This is a genomic window from Dorea amylophila (genome assembly GCF_025567265.1).
Classification (GTDB): domain Bacteria; phylum Bacillota; class Clostridia; order Lachnospirales; family Lachnospiraceae; genus Dorea_A; species Dorea_A amylophila.
The window spans coordinates 1-21182 of the sequence record NZ_JAOQJW010000010.1 but is presented as its reverse complement, the minus strand read 5'-3'; the positions used below and the strand labels follow the sequence as shown (position 1 = coordinate 21182).

Genomic DNA, 21182 nt, shown 5'->3' with positions numbered 1-21182 from the left:
ATCACTCTCTCTGGTATGGACGAACTTACGTGTACTCCTCTTCATCAATGCCTTTACGTATAAACTACTGAATATGATAGCCATCGAATCCCCATTTGTCAAGGATTTTAGGGATTTTTCAGAAACTCTTAAGGAGTTACACCAGACCGAAACATTTCATGATGAAAAGCCATCCCGTTAACGTAAATGCACTGCACATCGTCGTCAGCATAACTACACTTGATGACACGACACCTTCATGTCCCATATTCTTAGCCATGACATAACTGCTGACCGTGGTTGCTGAACCAAGCATGACTAAGATTGCGATCAGTTTCTCTCTTCGGAATCCGATTACTACTGCAAGCGGCATGAACACTGCTACAAATCCCACTAATTTGATAAATGCGGCGATCACGGTCGGTTTGATCTTGCCAAACGCTTTCTTAATATCAAAGGTTGCTCCCATTGCCATCAGTCCCATCGGTGTTGCTACGCCGCCGATACTGCTGACCGCTTTATGTAAGATCACCGGCAGCGGAAGTTTCAGCGCCGACCATAACAGACCTGCTGCAATACCGATGATGATTGGATTCGTAATGATACCGATCAGTGTCTTCTTAACCAGTGCTTTGTCCATGCTTTTTTGTCCCGGCTTGAAAAATGACAGCACAACCACCGCCATAATATTATAAAGCGGTACACTTCCTATGATCATCAATGGTGCCTGTCCGGAATTACCATAGATATTCTGGATAAATGCGATTCCCAGAAGCGCCGCACTGCTCCGGTAAGCCGCCTGGATAAATTCTCCCTGGATGCTTCTGTCTTTCAACAGGCAGGAGATTCCAATTGCGATCGTGATACTGATCAATGTAATAATAAAACAGAAAATTACGAATTTCGTATCCCACGCTTCCTTGATATCTACGACCGCCAGATCGCCGAATAATAATACCGGCAGTGGTATCCGGAAGACGAATTTGTTCATCTTATTGGCAAACTCTTCGTCCATCCACCCGATCTTATTGAAAAACAGTCCCAATACCATCATTAAGAAAATGGGAACTGTTGCATTTAAACTAAACACCAGATTATCCATTATACTATATCCTCTCTTGCTTTGATATCAGAAAATATCTGACTCCTTATTCCAGATATTTTCTGATTTCAAAATACGCTTCATAGAGCTGCTCATACGATGTTCTGCAGTTTGCCGGACTGGTGGATGGTAACCCGATTGCCATAATCCCAGTCTTCGGATAACAGAACTTCTTATATAATTGGAACGCTTTCGTTCCCGTCGTAAAGATTGCTTTGATATCAGCACATTCAAGTATCCTGCTCATATCATTCGGCTGTGGATTGCGGATACTGCTGTCATCTGCTCCTTTGATATCACATCCCGCCAACACATCCCATACTGCAATACCATTTCTTAATGCAAATGTAATCTTATCTTCTCTTGTCTCCGGATACGCTTCTCCACAGACATCCGATACAACTTTCCAGAATCTGTTTCTTGGATGGCCGTAGTAGAAGCCGACTTCACGGGATTTCGGAGACGGCATGGTTCCGAGCATCAGGATTTTGGAATGTTCATTGTAGATTGGTTCGAAATTGTGGATGATATGTTGTGTTTCCATGTTTGAATCAGCTCCTATTCTTCAATCTTTAATGCAGCTTTACATGTCTTTTTATAACATGCAATTCCATATTTCAAAATTTTGGATTTTTATCTGTCATCTTTCCAGCTCACGATCAGCCCTGCAAGCAGGAATACCACTCCTGCTCCGGCAGAGATACATCCCATCCAAAGGAATGCCTTCAAATTCACATCAATCGTACGTCCAAGTATTCTGTCCGTCAGTAAGCTGAGTACCTTATTTCCCATAAGTCCGATTCCCGGCGCAAAGATAGCACCGCAGATCAGACCTTCTACACCAAGTGAAAAGAGACCTCTGTATCTTGGATAGCCCAGTAGAATCGTCAGAACCGCAAGAATCAGGATTGCTGCTCCCGCTGCCACACGGCACGGCATAGACAATAATATGGTATAAAGCTTTGCAACTTTTCCCTGCACCGTACTGGTATCGTTCATATTATCATACAGGTTTGAAGCATAGCTGTTCAGCACATCCTGCACATCAACCAGTTCTTCTTTCAACTGCTGTTTCATCATTGCCAGCATATCGTCATTTAATTCCGGATTCGTATCCTTAATTTCCTGCATACTGTCATCCAGAATCCGATTCAGTTCTTTTGTTACATCTACGTCTTTGTACGCTTTTCCGCTGGAAAGATCCTCTGTTATCTCGTTCATGACCTTTTGTGTAATTGCCTGTACTTCTCCGTTTTTCTCGATCTTGTTCTGTATCTTTGCGATCCATTCCGTATCATCCGCTCCTGCATAACCGAATACAGCATCCATCATCCGGTGTGAAATTGCAGTATCGACTCCTGCCTGACTGATTGCATCCACCAATACCTTTTTCGCCAGAAAACTTGATCCCAATACCGTTACACTTATGATAAACAACAGTCCGATCAGTACATTTAATATTCTTTTGCCGATTCCCATAATTTGTTTCCTTTCCTTTTTATTTATGCTGCCACACTACATTCCAAAGTTTCCAATGAATTTATTGTCTACTCTTATTAATTAGTATGATATACTATATGGAGATGATTATCAACAACCAGCAATTAAAGGACAACTATAAATGAATACAGATAACCAAAATCAAAAAAGTTTCATTGATAAATTACACAAGGAACATACACTTACCAAAGAAGAATGGATCACACTGATCGAGGGACGCACTCCGGAACTTTCCGAATATCTCTTTTCCCTGGCACGCAAAGAGCGCCACCGCTATTACGGACACGACGTCTACGTGCGCGGACTGATCGAATTTACCAACTATTGTAAAAATGACTGTCTCTACTGCGGCATACGGAAAAGCAATGGAAACGCACACCGGTATCGTCTGTCAGAAGAAGACATCCTGAATTGTTGTAAAGAAGGATATGACCTTGGCTTCCGTACCTTTGTCTTGCAAGGTGGAGAAGACGGCTATTATACAGATGAACGCATCATCCATCTGATCCGAATGATCAAAGAGCAATATCCCGACTGCGCCATCACCCTCTCCATCGGTGAAAAATCAAAAGAAAGTTACCAGGCTTACTTCGATGCAGGCGCCGACCGTTATCTTCTGCGTCATGAAACTTATAATCACGAACATTACAGACAGCTTCATCCATCAAATCTTAGTCCCAGACACAGACAGCAGTGTCTGCGTAACTTAAAGGACATCGGTTATCAGGTCGGCTGCGGATTCATGGTGGGATCGCCTTATCAGACACCGGAATATCTGGCAGAAGATATGCTTTTCATGAAAGAACTGAATCCACACATGATTGGAATCGGTCCGTTCATCCCACACCATGATACCCCATTTGCCGGAGAAGCTGCGGGAACACTGGAGCTTACCTTATATATGCTTGGTCTGATTCGTCTGATGATTCCAAAGGTTCTGCTTCCGGCCACAACTGCACTTGGAACCATCCATCCGAAAGGACGTGAACTCGGAATCCTTGCCGGAGCCAATGTTGTAATGCCAAATCTCTCACCGACGGAAGTCCGGAAAGATTATCTTCTATATGATAATAAGATCTGTACCGGAGATGAATCCGCCCAGTGCAGACATTGTCTGGAAATGCGGATGAAATCCGTTGGATATCAGGTTGTAACAGACCGTGGAGATTCCCTGAATATTTAATCATTGAACAATACCGCAGATTCATACAGTTTTAACATTTTTATATGGTCAGCTTTACACATAGCTGTCAGAAAGCGAGGAATACATCATGAGTTTAAACAGCACACCCTCTTCAGAACGTACACATATCGGAATCTTTGGCAGGCGTAATGCCGGAAAATCAAGCCTGATCAATGCACTTACCGGACAGAATCTGGCAATCGTATCCGATGTACGCGGAACCACGACCGATCCGGTGTTCAAAGCCATGGAACTACTTCCGCTTGGTCCGGTTGTCATGATTGACACTCCAGGTCTCGATGACACAGGAGAACTCGGAAAACTTCGTATCCAGAAAGCCTATCAGGTCTTGAACAAGACAGATATTGCTGTACTTGTAGTTGATGGAACCACCGGAATCACCCCACAGGACAATGCAATTCTTACACGTATACAGGATAAAAAAATTCCTCTCCTGCTCGTCCTCAATAAAGCTGATCTGGTATCCGAACATGTACACCAGGAAATGATCGTATCCACACACCTGAAATATAAGATTCCTCTGGAAAATATTCTGTGGACCAATACCACCGAACATCTTCATATTCATGAACTGAAGGAACGGCTCGGATCTCTGGTTCCTTCTGAGGATTCTTCCAGATTCATTGTGCGTGATCTTGTAAAACCCGGGGATTTTGTCGTGCTGGTGGTTCCGATCGACTCGGCGGCACCAAAGGGAAGACTGATTCTTCCGCAACAGCAGACGATCCGTGATCTTCTCGATGCCGGTACAACTGCCATTGTGGTAAAAGAGACGGAACTTAAGAGCACTCTGGACTCACTGGGCAAAAAACCTGCGCTTGTGATCACCGACAGTCAGGCATTTAAAGAAGTTGACAAAGATACACCTTCTGATATCCTTTTAACTTCATTTTCTATCCTTTTTGCAAGATACAAGGGGAATCTGGAAACCGTTGTCAGAGGCGCACGTGCATTAGACACACTGGAAGACGGAGATACCATTCTGATCAGCGAAGGCTGCACCCACCATCGTCAGTGTGACGATATCGGTACTGTCAAACTGCCTCGCTGGGTATGCGAATATACCGGAAAAGACGTATCCTTTGAATTTACCAGCGGAACCGAATTTCCTCTGGATCTGACCCGATATAAGATGATCATCCATTGTGGTGGATGTATGCTGAACGAGCGTGAGATGAAATACCGCCTGAAATGTGCCGATGATGCAGATATCCCGATCACAAATTATGGCACTGCGATTGCATACATGAAGGGAATTCTGGAACGGAGTATCGAGATATTCCCACAATTACGAAAATAAACGAACGCTTTATATATAAAGGAGATTTTTATGCAGATCAGAAAAGCGACAATGAATGACCTCCCGGATATCCTTGCAATCTATGCCTATGCCCGGGAATATATGAAAGAACATGGAAACCCTGACCAGTGGAAGGACAACTATCCTCCGTTAGAACTGACTACACAGGACATCCGTTCCGGCTGCTTACATGTCTGTATCATCCGGGCAAATGACCGGGAACGGATTGGCGGTGTATTCTATTTTCATCCGGAAGAAGATCCCGATTATCTGAACATTGACGGTTCCTGGTTGAATTCCTGCCCTTATGCCGTTGTTCACAGAGTTGCCACAGCACCGGACACGAAAGGCATTGCCACCTTCTGCCTGAACTGGGCTTATGAACAGTTTCCGAATATTAAGATTGATACACACGATGATAATATCCCGATGCAGCATCTGCTCGCCAAATTAGGCTTCACATGCTGTGGGCATACTACATTGAAAAGCGGTGATAGCCGCCTGATCTATCAGAAAGCTGAATAAACTCAGCAGAGCAGCAGTTACACAGGGATAATTTTTGGGCTTTTACTGTGCTAACACTTTCTCAACCTCTTCTATCGGAAGTCTTATTACTCACTTTAGATTTCCTACAGATTATCTTAAGATTTTTCATATTTTCTTTAGCTCTATAACACAAATTAGAAACATTTGCCATGTATTATATAATCATCAACAACAAAGAAGTCACTCAGGTATCAGAAATATGAAGCAACTTTTATCTGATCTGGCTTCGCCTAAAAAATCCTTCGGTTATTTAATAAAAGCTAACAACCGAGTTTATATATATCATTTTTCTTTTTCATAACTTTTTTCCTTTTGGGCATCCGGTGTGGATGCCCATTTTTAATACTGGCATGCGGACAAGCATCTGCTATTCTTTTTTCTTTTCCAGCGAATAACTCTCTATTTTCACTTTCCTGTTTAAGATTCCCTTCTCCCAGATCATCAGATGAATCTGATAACCGATACTGTCTTTTGCAATCTCGAATGGTTCTTCTCTTAAAATAACAGAATCTTTTCCTTCCTTTTGCAATTGCTGTCTTCTTTCTTCCACCTTGTGCATCAGTTGCTGACATCTTACATCCATCTCTTCTCCAAATGAACGTTTCTTGTAGCCTGAAACTGTTTTTCTCAACTTTTCATCCAACAGATCGACCACTTTTGCATGCGCATTCCGGTGAAGCATTGCTGCAATTTTCTTTGCAATATATGGCTTTGGATGTTTCCGGTAGTTCTTTAATATCTTCAGCAATCCTTTATCATCCGCCTCTGCGGCCAGTTTCTCCATCACTGCAATTGCTTCTTCTGTCGGCACCCATGGCTCTACTCTTGGGACGATGTATTGTTCCGGCACTGCAGGATAACAGCAGTAATTAAGCGGCGGAAAATCCACCAGCATCGCAAGCTTTCGTTCCTCTGGTGTACAGTATTCCTCTCCCAGATAATCATACTTGTCTCTCATGATTGCCAGACGGTATTCCAGCTGCCGCAGATATTCATAATCCTTCATCCAGAAATGTCCGATTTCCCCATAATTATACAGATGGACATCTGTCAGCAGATCTTCGAAAAATATCGTGACGACTGAATCTCCCTGATGGACCACAAGAATGTACTCCTTATCTTCAAAACTCATCGATGCCGATATCTCTCCTTCATAGTCCGGTCTGTATTCCCCTGTCATTCTGGCATTGTGAAATACAAGAAAGCTTTCCACCGCATCATTCATCAGATATACCAGCCGGATATCCGGTTGCCCTGAAATTGATCGCTCCGGAAAAATCAGCTCAAACTGTTCCTGTTCCAGAAGCTCTTGCAACATTACAAATGCATCCACTATTCTTTCTCTCCTTCATTTGCCTCTTCAACCACAACTTCCGGTTCCACTTCCCCATGATCCTCTACATAATCAAATCGCAATACCGCCTGCGGCCAGTTCAAACTGATCCTTGCATTCTTCTGCTTTTCTTTTCCGGCTTTCTGAATCAGCTCCAGAAGTTCTTCCAAAACAGCTTTCGTCAGATAACCGCCCCGCCAGTGAAACGTAAATACTCTTCCTTTTTTTGCGGTCTGTAATGCTCTTCTATATACATCTTCTGTCTTTGTAAACGACAGTTTCTTCTCTTTATAATAGAAATGGTCCCCTTCTTCGCACTTTGGTGCCGGAGCGATCAGCGGCTCATGATCTCTGAAAATGCTTTTATCATCCAGGTTGAAATAGTCGTAGCGGATTTCTTTTTTGTCATTTCCGAGTGTATTGTCAAATGTCGCATCCAGATGATAATAATTTCCACCAATTCTCACAATGTTCCAAGTATGACGGTATTTGATCCCTTTCTCCGGATTGTTACCGCAGACTGCGATCATACACCAGATCCCGAGTGCGTCGCACAGCACTTTCACTGATTTTGCAATCCCTTCACAGACCCCGACACCCTGTCCGAGCGGTCCGATGATCTCATGGGAATATGACTTTTTTAATTTATCATAGTGTACATTTGCACAGATGAAATCATGTACATATTTTTCCTTTTCCCATTCGGATTTATCTTTTACCGGTCTTACGAGCTTTTCTACTCTGGACTTCAGTGCTTTCTGATGTTCCTTTATTTTGTTTTTATCAAATAAATATTCCGGGATAAAAATGAAATTGGGCGAATCCGGATAATACTTGTACTTATACCCGGTTGCCCAGAAAATTTCCGGATGATCCAGACGCAGGCGGAAGAATACATTATAAAGTTCCTCCGCCTCCATTCCTGGAATCTGTATTGAATCTGAGATTTCAAGCAGTCCCTGCCGAATTGCATGATAGGCTGCCTGCTGTACTTTGTTCATCTTGCTATAATAATATGGTTCCACGATCATCTCTCCATTTTTATCTTTTTAAATCTGAACCCATTATAGCAAATTTTCACATATTTTGTATATTTCATATCCATTATGTATTTTGTAGCGGTTGTAAATTTTATATAGATTCTACATTTTTCGTCGCCACAATATCCACACCGGTACCGGCCACATCCTTCACCAGTACATCTCCGATATGTACCGGTGCCGGAACTTCCACACTCTTCAGTGCTTTCACACATTCAAAGATTTTTCCTTTCGGAATATCTTCCTTTGTCTTCACCGATACCATATCCGCATCACCGCCGGATACTCTTACCGTAGAAGTTACGATTCTGGTTGGATTAGTCACTTCTTTTCTTGCATATACGTCTCCTCGTTTGCAGGTATTTCCTGTTACACTGATCACTTCACCGGCTTCCATTGTCACGATCAGAGGGCAGCCCATCGGACAGCCGATACATGTCAGTTCTCTCGTTGTTACTGTTCCCATCCTCTACGCCTCCTCTATCTTTACTGTAATTGTCTTCAGACCCGGATACTTCATAAGCTGTTCTTTCGTAAGTTTAATCTGCTCCATCTCTCCCGGTGCAACAACCGGACGTTTCTTATGTATCACACGTTCTTCATCAAAATATACACTTACATAACAGTTCTTGTATACACCGCCCACACGGAAGCGCACCGTAAGATTCTCATCCATATGAACCGGATTAATGGTACTTGGAACTGTATAACGCACGCCTTCTACCGGATTCAATACAATCTCCGCTGCCTCTTCCCTGCTATGCTTATCTCTATCGTCGGTATCTGCCTGTAAGTTCTTCACATATTCCGCTGCATTTCTTCCCGCAGTCTTCGCTTCTTCCGACACAAAATCCACCAAGTCATGTACATGCAGTACATTTCCACATGCAAATACACCTTCGATATTAGTCTCCAGGCTTTCATTGACTTTCGGTCCGGATGTCACAGGATTCATATCTACGCCCATACCTCTGGATATCTCATTTTCCGGAATCAGTCCGCAGGAAAGTAATAACGTATCACAAGTGTATTCTTCTTCTGTTCCCGGAATCGGCTTTCCTTTACCGTCCACTTCTGCCAGTGTGATTCCTTCAACTCTTTCTTTTCCTTTGATATCTACAACCGTGTGGCTTAATTTCAAAGGAATATCATAGTCATTCAGACACTGTACAATATTACGCTTTAAACCACCGGAATACGGCATCAGTTCTGCTACAACTTTGACCTTTGCACCTTCCAGTGTCATACGTCTTGCCATGATCAGCCCGATATCGCCAGAGCCTAAGATTACAACTTCTCTTCCCGGCATATATCCTTCCATATTGACCAGCCGCTGCGCTGTTCCTGCTGAATAAATGCCTGCTGGACGATATCCTGGAATGTTCAATGCACCTCTGGAACGCTCACGGCATCCCATAGCCAGGATGACTGCACCTGCCTGTATTTCAAATAATCCTTCTTCCCGGTTCATCGCTGTTACAATTTTATCTGGGCTGATGTCCATAACCATCGTATGTAATTTGTATTCGATTCCAAGATCCGTTACCTGTTTGATGAATCTTCCGGCATATTCCGGTCCTGTCAGTTCCTCTTTAAATGTATGAAGACCGAAACCATTATGAATACACTGATTCAGAATTCCACCCAGTTCTTTATCTCTTTCCAGGATCAGAATATCCTGAATCCCATTTTCTCTTGCTGATACGGCCGCCGCAAGTCCTGCCGGGCCTCCGCCAATAATTACTATATCGTATGTTTTCATAATCTATCTTCCTTTTTCTATTACAGCTGATCCTTATTCGTTCCTGTGATAATTTGGGATTTTCCGCCGGATTTCGTGATCTCTGACATCGGAATATTCAGTTCTCTTGCCAGTATCTCCATCGTTCTAGGGGAACAGAAACCGGCCTGGCACCGCCCCATACCTGCTCTGGTTCTGCGCTTTACGCCGTCTAATGACTTTGCTCCAAGTGGTCTATGGATTGCATCGATAATCTCACCTTCTGTGATCATCTCACATCGGCAGATAATATTACCGTATGCCGGTTTCTCTTTGATCAATGTCACTCTTTCTTCTTTAGTCAGAGTATTTGGATCCAGGATTCCTTTTCTTGTTGCAATGAAATTTTCTTTTTCTTCCAAATGAAGCTTTTCTTTCAAAATCCCCGCAACCATCTCACCGATTGCCGGACTACTGGTAAGTCCCGGAGATTCAATTCCTGCACAGTCAATAAATCCTTTCGCATTTTCTACTTCTTCTATGATAAATTCATGTCCTTCTTCATGTGCACGAAGTCCTGCAAATGAAGTAATTACCTGACGCATCGGTATATCTTTTACATTCTGTCCTGCTTTTGTAAGTACCTGATCCAGTCCTTCTCTTGTCGTATTCGTTCCTTCTTTTTCTTCTATATCGATCGCTGTCGGTCCAAGAAGGAGATTGCCGTGTGCAGTCGGTGTAACCAGAATTCCTTTTCCGAATTCATTTGGCAGAGTAAATATTGTCTTGCTCACATGTGCGCCTGCTGTTTTATCCAACAGACAATAATCACCTCTTCTTGGTGTGATGTGTATCTTCTTTTCACTGACCATATTGTGGAATTTGTCTGCATAAACACCGGCCGCATTCACCACATATTTCGTCTTGAATACACCCTGATTCGTGTGAATTTCCCAGATATCATCCTTTTTTTCCAATCTCTGTACTTTTGTATCAAATTTGAATTCCACACCATTTTCACAGGCATTTTCTGCCATCGCAATATTCAATCCAAATGGACATACGATTCCGGCTGATGGTGCATAAAGTGCTGCATATACATTATCTACAATATTCGGCTCCATTTCGAGCACTTCTTCTCTGTTCAGGATCTGAAGTCCCGGCACGCCATTTGCCACTCCTCTGTCGTATAATGCCTGCAATTTATCCATATCTTCTTCTCTCAGACAAATTACCAGCGAACCAACTCTCTGAAATGGGAAATCCAGTTCTTTCGACAACTGTTCCATCATTGCATTTCCGCGGACATTTAACTTTGCCATCAATGATCCTTCTTTTGCATCATATCCTGCATGTACAATTCCACTGTTGGCTTTTGACGTTCCACAGCAGACATCTTCTTCTTTTTCTAATACACATACCTTTGCTTTATAACGGGACAACTCCCTTGCTGCTGCCGAGCCTGAGACTCCGCTTCCAATTATTATCACATCATACATATTTTTATCTCTCCTTATCTAATACCTGTATGATTTTTTTAAAAAAAGCCTGACAAGTAAACGCATCACGAATATGCGGTTATCCTGTCAGGCTCTCTTCTCTCACGCCTCTTGTTCTATTTTCTTTGTCATTTTACCACGGAATAGCACCAAAAAGCAATACCGCTGCAACAGCTCCTATTACCTGTCTTTATTCAGTTTTTAATCTTCTTTTGCCCAGCCGTAAGCATATTTTACAGCTTTGTTCCAGCCTTTGATCATCTTGCTTCTCTGCTCGTCATCAATCTTAGGCTCGAATGTCTGATCAATTGCCCAGTTCTTGATCACATCTTCTTTGCTTTCCCAGTATCCGACTGCAAGACCTGCAAGATAAGCAGCTCCCATTGCCGTTGTCTCTACACACTGCGGACGGTTTACCGGTGCGTTAATGATATTCGCCTGTGTCTGCATCAGGAAATCGTTGGCACTTGCGCCGCCGTCAACCTTCAGTGCAGCAAGATCGATTCCGGAATCTGCTTTCATTGCAACAAGAACATCATTTACCTGATATGCCAGTGATTCCAGTGTTGCGCGGATAATGTGATATTTGTTCACTCCACGTGTAATTCCTACAATGGTTCCTCTTGCATACTGATCCCAGTGTGGTGCTCCAAGTCCTGTAAATGCAGGTACTACATAACATCCATTCGTATCTTTAACTTTCTTTGCCATATATTCAGAATCCGGTGCAGAATCAATAATACGAAGTTCATCTCTCAACCACTGGATCGCTGCTCCTGCTACAAAGATCGAACCTTCCAGCGCATAATTTACTTTGCCGTCTAATCCCCATGCAACGGTCGTAACCAGACCATTTTTAGAAAATACCGGCTTTTCTCCTGTATTCATCAGAAGGAAACATCCTGTTCCGTATGTATTCTTTGCTTCTCCGGCATTGAAACATGTCTGGCCGAATAAAGCTGACTGCTGATCTCCTGCTGCTCCTGCGATTGGGATCGGACCTCCGAGATAAGATGGATCTGCCTCTCCGTAGATGCAGCTTGATGGTTTTGGTTCCGGTAACATACATTTTGGAATATCCAGTTCTTCCAGAATCTCGTCATCCCACTCCAGTGTATTAATGTTAAATAACATCGTACGTGATGCATTCGAATAGTCTGTCACATGTGCTGCACCTTTCGTCAGTTTCCAGATCAGCCATGTCTCAACGGTTCCAAATAATAATTCTCCTCTTTCTGCTCTTTCTCTTGCTCCCGGCACATTATCAAGGATCCATTTTACCTTTGTTCCAGAGAAATATGCATCGATGACCAGTCCGGTTTTTTCACGGAATTTATCTGTTAATCCTTTTTCTTTTAAGGAATCACAATATTCTGATGTTCTGCGGCACTGCCATACGATCGCATGATGTACCGGTTCTCCTGTTTCTTTATCCCAGACGATTGTTGTTTCACGCTGATTTGTGATACCGATCGCTGCAATATCTTCTGCCTCTGCATTGATCATATTCATTGCTTCTACCGCAACACCAAGCATACTTGCCCAGATCTCATCTGCATCATGCTCTACCCAGCCCGGTTTTGGGAAATACTGTGTGAATTCTCTCTGTGCCACACTGCACATCTCACCTTTCTCATTAAACAGAATACATCTGTTACTGGTAGTTCCTGCATCCAATGCCATTACATATTTTGCCATATTCATTTCCTCCTGATTTTTCGTTTCATTTTGCTTGTTACTTTTTCGCATGCGTTCTATTTAAATTGCTCCCTCAAGCAATTAAATACTCTGTTTTCTCTTATACAGTTATTACATCTTCCATACCTGATGATTGGTTGATGATACTGCAATTGCTCCGGCTGATAATGCAGCCATCACATCTTCCTTATCTGTGATCAATCCTCCTGCTATGATCGGTGTCCTCACTGAAGCACAGATCCGTTTGATCACTCTTGGCATCACACCCGGAAGTACTTCTATAAAATCCGGTCTCACCATATGTTGTTGCTGTCTGATATTTTCAAATGCCATGGAGTCCAACAGAAAATATCTGAGAACCGTATACATTCCAAGTTCTTTCGCTTTCTTGATCAGTGACGGCTTTGTTGATATGATTCCATCTGCTTCTGTATGTTCTTGCAGATATTCTACCGAAATTTCTTTCGGGCTGAGTCCGCTGATCAGATCTACATGTACCATCGCAACCTTTCCGGCATCTTTCACCCGTTTTACAATCCTGTCTATCGAACAGACATCTCCAAATAATATAAAAATCACCTGTATCTCTTCTATTGCACAACATTTTTCTATATCTTCCATACTTTTCACAGCCGCAATGATCGGATTACTCCCGACTGCATCATAAAATATCTGATCCATTTTTCCATCTCTCATCCTTTTGTCAAACTTTTATATTTTCAATTTATTCTATTACATTTTGTATTATTTTTCAAAAAAAGGAGCGCGACTAAAAGCAATCGTTTGATTACTTGTATCCGCTCTCCTATCTCAACTCTTTTGTTCAACTGCGTTTACTATATCACAGTGCACAATTTTTCTCAATGACATTTGTCATTTTTTTGTTTTTCATCTATTATATACAATTCTCTTTCCAGTTCCTTTTGTTGAAATGCATCAATTTTTTTTGCCTTTTCAACAAATATTTTTAGTTATTTCATTAACATGCCTGATGCATTTCTAATAAACTCTATATTTCACAAAGAATTACAGAAACTGACTAAACTCTACCTTCTCTTCATTAGGTCCTTTAATCGTAAAAAATTTTACTCCATTGTCCCAGAATGGCAGGAAATGAATCTCGTCATTTGTCGTATTCAGATCCATTGCACAGACTTCTTTATATGTCTCTTCGATATCTTTTACATCAATTGCGACATGATCAATGGCTCCGGCTTTCATCGTTGCCTCATCTGATTCATATGTCTCGATCACCAGGTTTTCTAATTTTAAGAATGCTACTTTTGCACCCTCATTCACCGTCTCAAATGCCGGTTCAAAACCAAGTTTTGCAAAAAATGCTTTTGTTGCTTCCATGTCCTTTGTTGGAATTCCGATGTGCTGGATTCCTGTTGCGTAATTTTTCATGTTGTTCTTCCTCCTTTTGATTGTCATATTTTATTCGTTTGGGAATATCATCATTTTACCATTTTTGCCACGGATTTTGAATACTTCATTGATCTCACCCAATGGAAGTCTGTCGGAGATCAAAAATACTGCTGTATCCTCTCCTCATTCAGTTCTTCTCCGATCACGATCACAACTTCCTGTCCTTCCGGAATTGGACAAATTCTCATCTCCTGATGTGTGGCATTTAATTCCAGCCACTCGCCAGCTTCATCTTTCAAGAATCCTTTGACACGGAATACTCGTCCACATTCTTTATCCTCCAGAATGTTCTTTGCTGCTTCTATGATCTCGTCTGTCGTCTTATCCAGATTCATAAAATACAGGGATTTAAATGCCTCTCCCTCTTCGATATGCATCTTCCGGTAATTCTCCGGTACATATCCACAGGATAAAAATGTCTCATAATCTGCCTCATCAAATGCCGTCCAGTCTTTTACCACAATCTCATCCTTAAATCTTCTTTTGCACTGTACTTTCTCCATTGCAGCATTCAGGTGTGAGACTGTATTTTCAATCTCTTTCTCCGACGCTTCCTGGCTTCTACTGAGTACGATGCATCCTGCATTCGCAGCCTCGGATGCCAGCAGATAGTCTGCTTCATCCGACAGTTTCTCCTCCAGTTTTGCGTCAACGACCGTGATCACATTCCCAATCTCATACCATCTGTCGATCGGATCATCCCGTAATACATCGAAAAATTCATCCACATCATAGATACCCGACGGCTCTACGATCACACGGTCATAGCCGCACATTCCCATTGCAATCAGTTTTGTACGGAAACGTCTTCTGTGGCATTCCGCATCACATCCTCCGGCAATCATCTCCAGTTCACAGTTCTCGCCTTCCAGATCTTTTAACAGCATCATATCTACGTTGACTGCACCGTAATCATTTTCCAGTATTCCGATATTTGCCCCACTGTCGATCAGATATTTTGCATATTTTTTTATAAATGTTGTCTTTCCGGATCCTAAGAATCCTGTGATCAGATCTATCTTTACCATTTCACCCTGCTACCTCGAATATTTTCTTTCCTGCAAATTGCAATTCCCTAATTCCGGTTTAGCGATGCTTCCATATACATCTTATTATTAACTGTCATGTCAAATAAAAAAACATATCATAAAGTATAACCTTTTTTTCAAGGCTATGCAAGAACACAAAGAGCGGCTGCCCTACAACAAGCAGCCACTCTTTATTATTTTTTATTATTTTATTTATTTCTTTCCACCAAAGATAAATCCCATAAATCGGATATAAGTATACACAACCAGAACAACCGCAATAATCGTCTCGATCAATACCACATATTTCAGGAACGGCATCGGATGTCCCATATTCATTGCACATGCCATCGTCTGTTTTGAAGCGATCGCACTGATGACAAATGGGAAGGTGAATGCCGCATAGCTTGGGAAGAATGGCATCTTCAGATAGCCGATTGCTTTTACAAGTGCAAAAATGCAGATCACCGTTGCAACTACAAACATTCCCATCAGGAATCCGTAAGATTTCGGCATGACAGACTGTACATATCCTGCGATACAGAGGCTTGTCGGTGCCGCATAGATACAGATCAGTGGTTTTGCCGGATCCGGTACTTCTCTCACCGTCACATAGCGGTATGTAATCAGGATCAGTAACAGGATCAGTGTCACAAATCCAAACCAGAATGCTGCACTTCCGATTGCAAGTTTCTCATAAGCAGGTGCCGTGACTGATGCAACGACAATTCCAACATATACGATATAATAACTTGCGAATACCTTTGGCATCTGCAATTTAAATACAAATTTCACCGTAAAATAAATAATCAGCACGATATGTAATGCGATCGCAAACAGCCAGATATAATAAGCCGCCTGTCCGATGAATGGTTTTACATAGGTACTTAAGATCATAAGTGCCATCGGAAATGTTCCTGATACGCTTGCCATGATCGGATTCTTCATATCTTCCTTCACAGCTCCCGGAAACATAATTAGCTTCAGAAGTGCCAGGATCAGCAGAAATGCTGCGAACACTCCACACACATAACGGATTCCTTCTGAATAGCTCTGAAGCAGGTTACCTAAAGCTGCCGCTCCAAGCATGACTCCGCAGATTGGAATCGGTATTTTTTTGATTACATCTTTCATAATATCTTGTCTTCCTTTCTAGTCTGTATCTATGTATTCTAGATATCTGCAATTGCACGACGTTCTGCCGGTTCATCAATTTCGTCCAGATTCTTGATTCCCAGTTCACGACAGACAATCTGTGCTACTTTCCATGCACACAGTCCTGTGAAAAAGATACATTGTTCTTTGTGCTCACCCTGTCCCATGTTGAATTCTTTTGTCAGAACTCTGCAGCAGATTGCATTCTTCCCATTAGCTTTCTTGAACCAGTCATGCAGTTCGTGAACCAGTTCCATACATTTTACGCTCTTTGGATTGGTTGGCCCGTCCTGCTCTGTTCTTCCGAAGAACATTCCAAGTGCAAGCAGACCTCCGTTGAATGCGCCACAGACACATCCCGATTTGCCTGCTCCGACAGCCATACCGGATGACATTGCAATGACTTCTTTTGGTACATCCAGTTTAAATTCATCACGGATGGTGCACATCAATGCCTCACAACAGTAATACCCGCTTTTAAAATTCTTCTCTGCTGCTCTCTGCACCGCTCTTGGGCTGATTTCTGTTACTCCGATGTTCATAAGTAATTCCTCCTGTTTTCCTTTTATTGAATATTTTCAAAAAACTTCTGTTTTTATTATATATAGATATAACTTATTTGTTAAAATGATATTTTATATATATCACATTACTTATCATGTCTCTCTATATCCATAAATACATATACAAAAAGTCATATATCAGATTCATGCCATTATAATCTGATATATGACTTCTTCCATATTTATTCCATATTTATCCGACCAGATGCATCATATTGATCAGGAAGATCCAGCTCAGTCCATAATATGATATAACCGCTACAAGGTCATTGACCGTTGTGATAAGTGGTCCGGACGCTACCGCCGGATCTACATGGATCTTCTTGAAGAACAGCGGGATCAATGTTCCGACCGCTCCCGAGATTACCATTGCCAACAGCAGTGAGACTCCGATACATCCAGATACCGCATATGCGAATACAAACGTCTTTCCTTTGAATAATGCAATGTAAAGTCCGATCAGTGCAAACGACAGAATTCCCAGGATCGAACCGTTCGAGAATGCAATCTTCATTTCCTTAAATACCAGCTCTGCCTTCTGCTTTCCGGTCAGCGATTCATCCATCAGTACGCGGATTGTTACAGCCAGTGACTGGGTACCTACGTTACCTGCCATATCCAGGATCAGTGACTGGAAGCACATGATAATCGTAAGCTGGCTTACCACTTCTTCAAATAGACCGACTACAGATGAAACGATCATTCCAAGACCTAATAATACCAGCAGCCATGGAAGTCTCTTCTTGATACTCTCCTTTAACGGCTCCTTCAGATCTTCCTCTGCGGTCAGACCGGCGAACTTCGCATAGTCTTCACCCATCTCGTCATCGACCAGATCTACCATGCTCTGGGATGTGATGACTCCTAGGAGCTTGTTGTCATTATCCAGTACCGGAATCGAATCCTCGGAATAATCTTTCAGTCTCTCAATACAGTCATCGATCAGCTCATTACCATATACATATGGATACGATGTTGCGATCAGATCCTCCAGCGGGGATTCTCTTCTCGCAATGATCAGATCTTTCAGATCCATTGCTCCGTAAAATGTATTATCTTCTGTTACCATAAATAACGTAGAAATGTTATCATTCTTTGCCGCCTGATCAACCAGACTGCTCATTGCCTGCTTCACCGTCAGATTCTCACGGATCATGATGCAGTTTGTTGTCATTCTGCTTCCGATCTCCTCCTCATCAAAGGAAGCGATAATTGCCATATCCTTTCTGGCATCGTCATCCATTAATTCTATCAGAAGATTCTTCTTCTCCTTTGGCATCATCTGCAGAACATCTACTACAGCATCTGTCTCCATCGCAGACAGGATTGCTGCTGCTTTCTTGATATCCATCTCATCCAGATATTCGGCTGCTGCCTGTTCATCAATATGCTCAAAGATGTCTGAAAGCATGTCCAGATCCAGAATTCTACAGATTTTTCTTCTTTCGGAGATCTTCAGCTGCGGAAATACTTCAGCAAGGTCATTCGCATGATAATCTTCCAGTCTGCTTCTCATAATCCCCGGTGATATATTGCTTCTGATGATTTCCAGTATTTCAACTGTGTAATCTTTATTTTCCATACCTTTACCTCCTACCCTTTTTTCCTCACGTGAAATATAACCGTGGCACAGATTGCCCGGTTTTCTTCACCACAAATACACTGCAGGATATGTAACGATCATATCCTCCATCAACGACTGCTACTATTCACTTGTCATACTCATTGGGAAATAGGATAAGAAATAAAAGAAATCTATAATGTATATCGCAACGATACTTACATCCAACAGAACCGACTGTTGCTTAATAAACTTTTTTGTTCCCATCCTATGCTGCTACTTCGCCCATGACTATCGCAACCGTCCATTCTGTTCACCTGCCTTTTTCTTTGAATTTTATTATTTATTTTCTAACTATTTTGTGCGGCATATAACTGCCCGCAACATATTATAAACGCTCAGAATATGAATTTCAAGCTTTTCCCCGATACTTTTCCTTAATCTAACATAATGTTTCCGGAGATTTTACTTTTCCGGAATTGTACATAAATATAAACATCTCAGTTCCCGGTTTTTGCAAATTGCTTCCTATGTTATACTGAATTGTTGTTTTTATAGATTAGAGGAATAAAAAAGAGAGAGAGGGTAAAATCAACATATGAACTCATTAAAACCAATGTTACTGACTTCACTGAAATCTTACGACCGTTCCCAGTTTGTAAAAGATGTGACCTCAGGAATCATTGTCGCAATCATTGCACTTCCGCTGTCCATAGCACTTGCACTTGCATCTGGTGTCGGACCGGAAGCCGGAATCTTCACTGCGATTGTTGCAGGATTTGTCATCTCTGCACTTGGCGGAAGCAGTGTCCAGATTGCCGGACCTACTGCTGCATTTGCAACTATCGTTGCAGGTATCGTTGCAAAAGACGGGTTAGACGGACTTGTGATTTCAACCATCCTTGCAGGTATCTTTCTGATCCTGATGGGATTCTGCCATTTTGGAAGCCTGATCAAATTCATTCCATATACGATCACAACGGGCTTCACTTCAGGAATTGCAGTTACGATCGTGATTGGGCAATTGAAAGATTTCTTCGGCATAACTTATCCCGACGGAGTAAAACCAATCGAAACGACCGAAAAATTCAAAGCATTTGCAGAAAATATCTCTACGATAAATACAGATGCCTTAATCGTCGGAATCGTAAGTCTCGCGATCCTGATCATCTCACCGATGCTCTTAAAGAGAATTCCGGGATCGCTGATCGCCGTTATTGCCGGAAGCCTGATGGTACAATTCCTGCCGCTTAAGGTCTCCACGATTGGGAATCTTTACACGATCAGCAATTCCCTTCCTTCATTCCATCTGCCGGAGGTTAATGTACAGATTGTCCAGAATGCGATTCCAAATGCATTTACCATTGCTGTACTTGCTGCCATCGAATCACTTCTTTCCTGCGTTGTTGCAGACGGAATGATCAACGGGAAGCACCGTTCCGACATGGAACTGGTTGCACAGGGTGCAGGTAATATTGCTTCTGCTTTATTTGGAGGAATCCCTGCCACAGGTGCAATTGCAAGAACTGCTGCCAATATCAAAAACGGCGGACGTACACCCGTTGCCGGAATAGTCCACTCCGTCACACTGGTCATCGTACTTGTTGTCCTGATGCCATTTGCCGGAATGATCCCGATGCCGACTATTGCAGCGATCCTGTTCATCGTTGCCTATAATATGTGCCAGTGGCGTACATTCACCCATCTGGTGCGCACCGCTCCGAAGAGCGACATCATTGTATTGTTCACCACATTCCTTCTGACCATCCTGTTTGATCTGGTGGTTGCGATTGAGATCGGTATGGTACTTGCATGTCTCCTCTTCATCAAACGTATGAGCGAAGAAACTCATGTAGACAGCTGGGTCTATGTAGATGATGACACCCCGGATGTTGATGAACAACTGAAGGAACTGCCATTGCAGATCCGTGTCTACGAAATCACCGGACCATTATTCTTCGGCGCTGCAGATGCAATCGAACACATTGTTGTCAAAGACTTTACACGCTGTCTGGTTCTTCGTATGCGAAGTGTTCCTGCAATTGACAGTACTGCTATGAACGCATTATTCAATCTTACAAAGGTATGTGAAAATAAAGGAATTACGCTGGTATTCTCGCATGTAAATAAACAGCCTCTGAATGTTATGAAAAAATCCGGATTCGTAGATTTGGTTGGACGTGAGAATTTCTGTCCAAATATATCAGCCGCGCTTAAACATGCGGAAGAGTTAATTCAGTAATAGATAGAATCTACAGGTATACAAAAAGGGCGTGTGTGTCAAATGCCTTACAAATGAAATGACAAATGCGTAACCGTAGTGGCCTACACCGGGTTACACTTCCGGGCATTTCATTTATTAACATCCGCAGTCAGTCACGACTTGAAGGACACAATAGATAAGGATTATTGTGAATGTGGAATGCCGTTAGAAACAATTAGAGAGTCAGAAGCACCGTTAAAGGAACGAAGCGAACGTGTTTGAGGCGAACGCCGAGTTTGAGCGTAGTTCCTTTGCTTTTAGGT

Annotated in this window: 19 protein-coding genes and 1 other annotated feature (1 of these 20 running past the window's edge); of the genes, 4 read left to right on the top strand and 15 right to left on the bottom strand. The window is 42.3% G+C overall.

Translation table 11 applies throughout. The annotated features are described in order from the left end of the window. Window positions 1-57: a binding site (T-box leader), on the bottom strand; it reaches 195 nt to the left of the window's first position. A 79-nt stretch (window positions 58-136) separates the two neighbouring features. From OCV72_RS07625 to OCV72_RS07615, 3 genes are all read right to left on the bottom strand, one after another. Further along, entirely contained in the window at window positions 137-1081 is a 945-nt protein-coding gene (locus OCV72_RS07625; protein ID WP_055282888.1) for an AEC family transporter, read from the bottom strand. 46 nt (window positions 1082-1127) lie between these two features. Next, a complete protein-coding gene (locus tag OCV72_RS07620) occupies window positions 1128-1625 on the bottom strand; it encodes a DNA-deoxyinosine glycosylase (RefSeq protein ID WP_028087124.1) in 498 nt (165 codons plus the stop codon). 89 nt (window positions 1626-1714) lie between these two features. Further along, window positions 1715-2560 (bottom strand): GAT domain-containing protein, encoded by an 846-nt coding sequence (locus tag OCV72_RS07615; RefSeq protein WP_055282885.1) that lies wholly within the window; start codon window positions 2558-2560, stop codon window positions 1715-1717. Window positions 2561-2702: 142 nt separating this feature from the next. Between OCV72_RS07615 and hydE the strand changes: the two genes are divergently transcribed. The 3 genes from hydE to OCV72_RS07600 all read left to right on the top strand — a co-directional run bounded on the left by hydE (window position 2703) and on the right by OCV72_RS07600 (window position 5610). After that, window positions 2703-3764 (top strand): [FeFe] hydrogenase H-cluster radical SAM maturase HydE, encoded by a 1062-nt coding sequence (gene hydE / locus OCV72_RS07610; RefSeq protein ID WP_055282882.1) that lies wholly within the window; start codon window positions 2703-2705, stop codon window positions 3762-3764. 88 nt (window positions 3765-3852) lie between these two features. Then, a complete protein-coding gene (gene hydF / locus OCV72_RS07605) occupies window positions 3853-5085 on the top strand; it encodes a [FeFe] hydrogenase H-cluster maturation GTPase HydF (RefSeq protein ID WP_028088083.1) in 1233 nt (410 codons plus the stop codon). Window positions 5086-5115: 30 nt separating this feature from the next. After that, on the top strand, window positions 5116-5610 hold the full coding sequence (locus OCV72_RS07600) for a GNAT family N-acetyltransferase (RefSeq protein WP_055282880.1): 495 nt from the start codon (window positions 5116-5118) through the stop codon (window positions 5608-5610). 388 nt (window positions 5611-5998) lie between these two features. On the opposite strand, the gene OCV72_RS07595 is transcribed toward OCV72_RS07600, so the two are convergent. The 12 genes from OCV72_RS07595 to mgtE all read right to left on the bottom strand — a co-directional run bounded on the left by OCV72_RS07595 (window position 5999) and on the right by mgtE (window position 18677). Further along, window positions 5999-6964, bottom strand: coding sequence for a DUF3878 family protein (locus OCV72_RS07595; RefSeq protein WP_242859234.1), 966 nt, complete (start codon window positions 6962-6964; stop codon window positions 5999-6001). Beyond that, the gene (locus tag OCV72_RS07590; protein ID WP_055282878.1) at window positions 6964-7989 is read right to left on the bottom strand and encodes a transglutaminase domain-containing protein; all 1026 of its coding nucleotides are present in this window, start codon (window positions 7987-7989) and stop codon (window positions 6964-6966) included. The genes OCV72_RS07595 and OCV72_RS07590 overlap by 1 nt, the downstream gene beginning before the upstream one ends. A 106-nt stretch (window positions 7990-8095) precedes the next feature. Continuing rightward, a complete protein-coding gene (locus OCV72_RS07585) occupies window positions 8096-8470 on the bottom strand; it encodes a DUF1667 domain-containing protein (protein ID WP_055282875.1) in 375 nt (124 codons plus the stop codon). Between the two features lie 3 nt (window positions 8471-8473). Then, entirely contained in the window at window positions 8474-9766 is a 1293-nt protein-coding gene (locus OCV72_RS07580) for an NAD(P)/FAD-dependent oxidoreductase (RefSeq protein WP_055282873.1), read from the bottom strand. A 20-nt stretch (window positions 9767-9786) separates the two neighbouring features. Beyond that, entirely contained in the window at window positions 9787-11223 is a 1437-nt protein-coding gene (locus OCV72_RS07575) for an NAD(P)/FAD-dependent oxidoreductase (protein WP_055282871.1), read from the bottom strand. A gap of 201 nt (window positions 11224-11424) precedes the next feature. Beyond that, entirely contained in the window at window positions 11425-12921 is a 1497-nt protein-coding gene (gene glpK, locus OCV72_RS07570; RefSeq protein WP_055282869.1) for a glycerol kinase GlpK, read from the bottom strand. 111 nt (window positions 12922-13032) lie between these two features. Next, on the bottom strand, window positions 13033-13602 hold the full coding sequence (locus OCV72_RS07565; RefSeq protein ID WP_055282867.1) for a glycerol-3-phosphate responsive antiterminator: 570 nt from the start codon (window positions 13600-13602) through the stop codon (window positions 13033-13035). A gap of 345 nt (window positions 13603-13947) precedes the next feature. Continuing rightward, a complete protein-coding gene (locus OCV72_RS07560; protein WP_055214853.1) occupies window positions 13948-14328 on the bottom strand; it encodes a VOC family protein in 381 nt (126 codons plus the stop codon). Between the two features lie 119 nt (window positions 14329-14447). Further along, window positions 14448-15377 (bottom strand): GTP-binding protein, encoded by a 930-nt coding sequence (locus OCV72_RS07555; protein WP_055282865.1) that lies wholly within the window; start codon window positions 15375-15377, stop codon window positions 14448-14450. 213 nt (window positions 15378-15590) lie between these two features. Next, entirely contained in the window at window positions 15591-16511 is a 921-nt protein-coding gene (locus OCV72_RS07550) for a TDT family transporter (protein ID WP_055282863.1), read from the bottom strand. Window positions 16512-16549: 38 nt separating this feature from the next. Beyond that, complete coding sequence (locus tag OCV72_RS07545; protein WP_006426142.1) at window positions 16550-17074, bottom strand: C-GCAxxG-C-C family protein; 525 nt, start codon at window positions 17072-17074, stop codon at window positions 16550-16552. Between the two features lie 214 nt (window positions 17075-17288). Next, the gene (gene mgtE / locus OCV72_RS07540; RefSeq protein WP_055282861.1) at window positions 17289-18677 is read right to left on the bottom strand and encodes a magnesium transporter; all 1389 of its coding nucleotides are present in this window, start codon (window positions 18675-18677) and stop codon (window positions 17289-17291) included. A 577-nt stretch (window positions 18678-19254) separates the two neighbouring features. On the opposite strand from mgtE, the gene OCV72_RS07535 reads away from it, so the two are divergent. Then, a complete protein-coding gene (locus OCV72_RS07535) occupies window positions 19255-20898 on the top strand; it encodes a SulP family inorganic anion transporter (protein ID WP_055282859.1) in 1644 nt (547 codons plus the stop codon). Window positions 20899-21182: the final 284 nt, after the last annotated feature.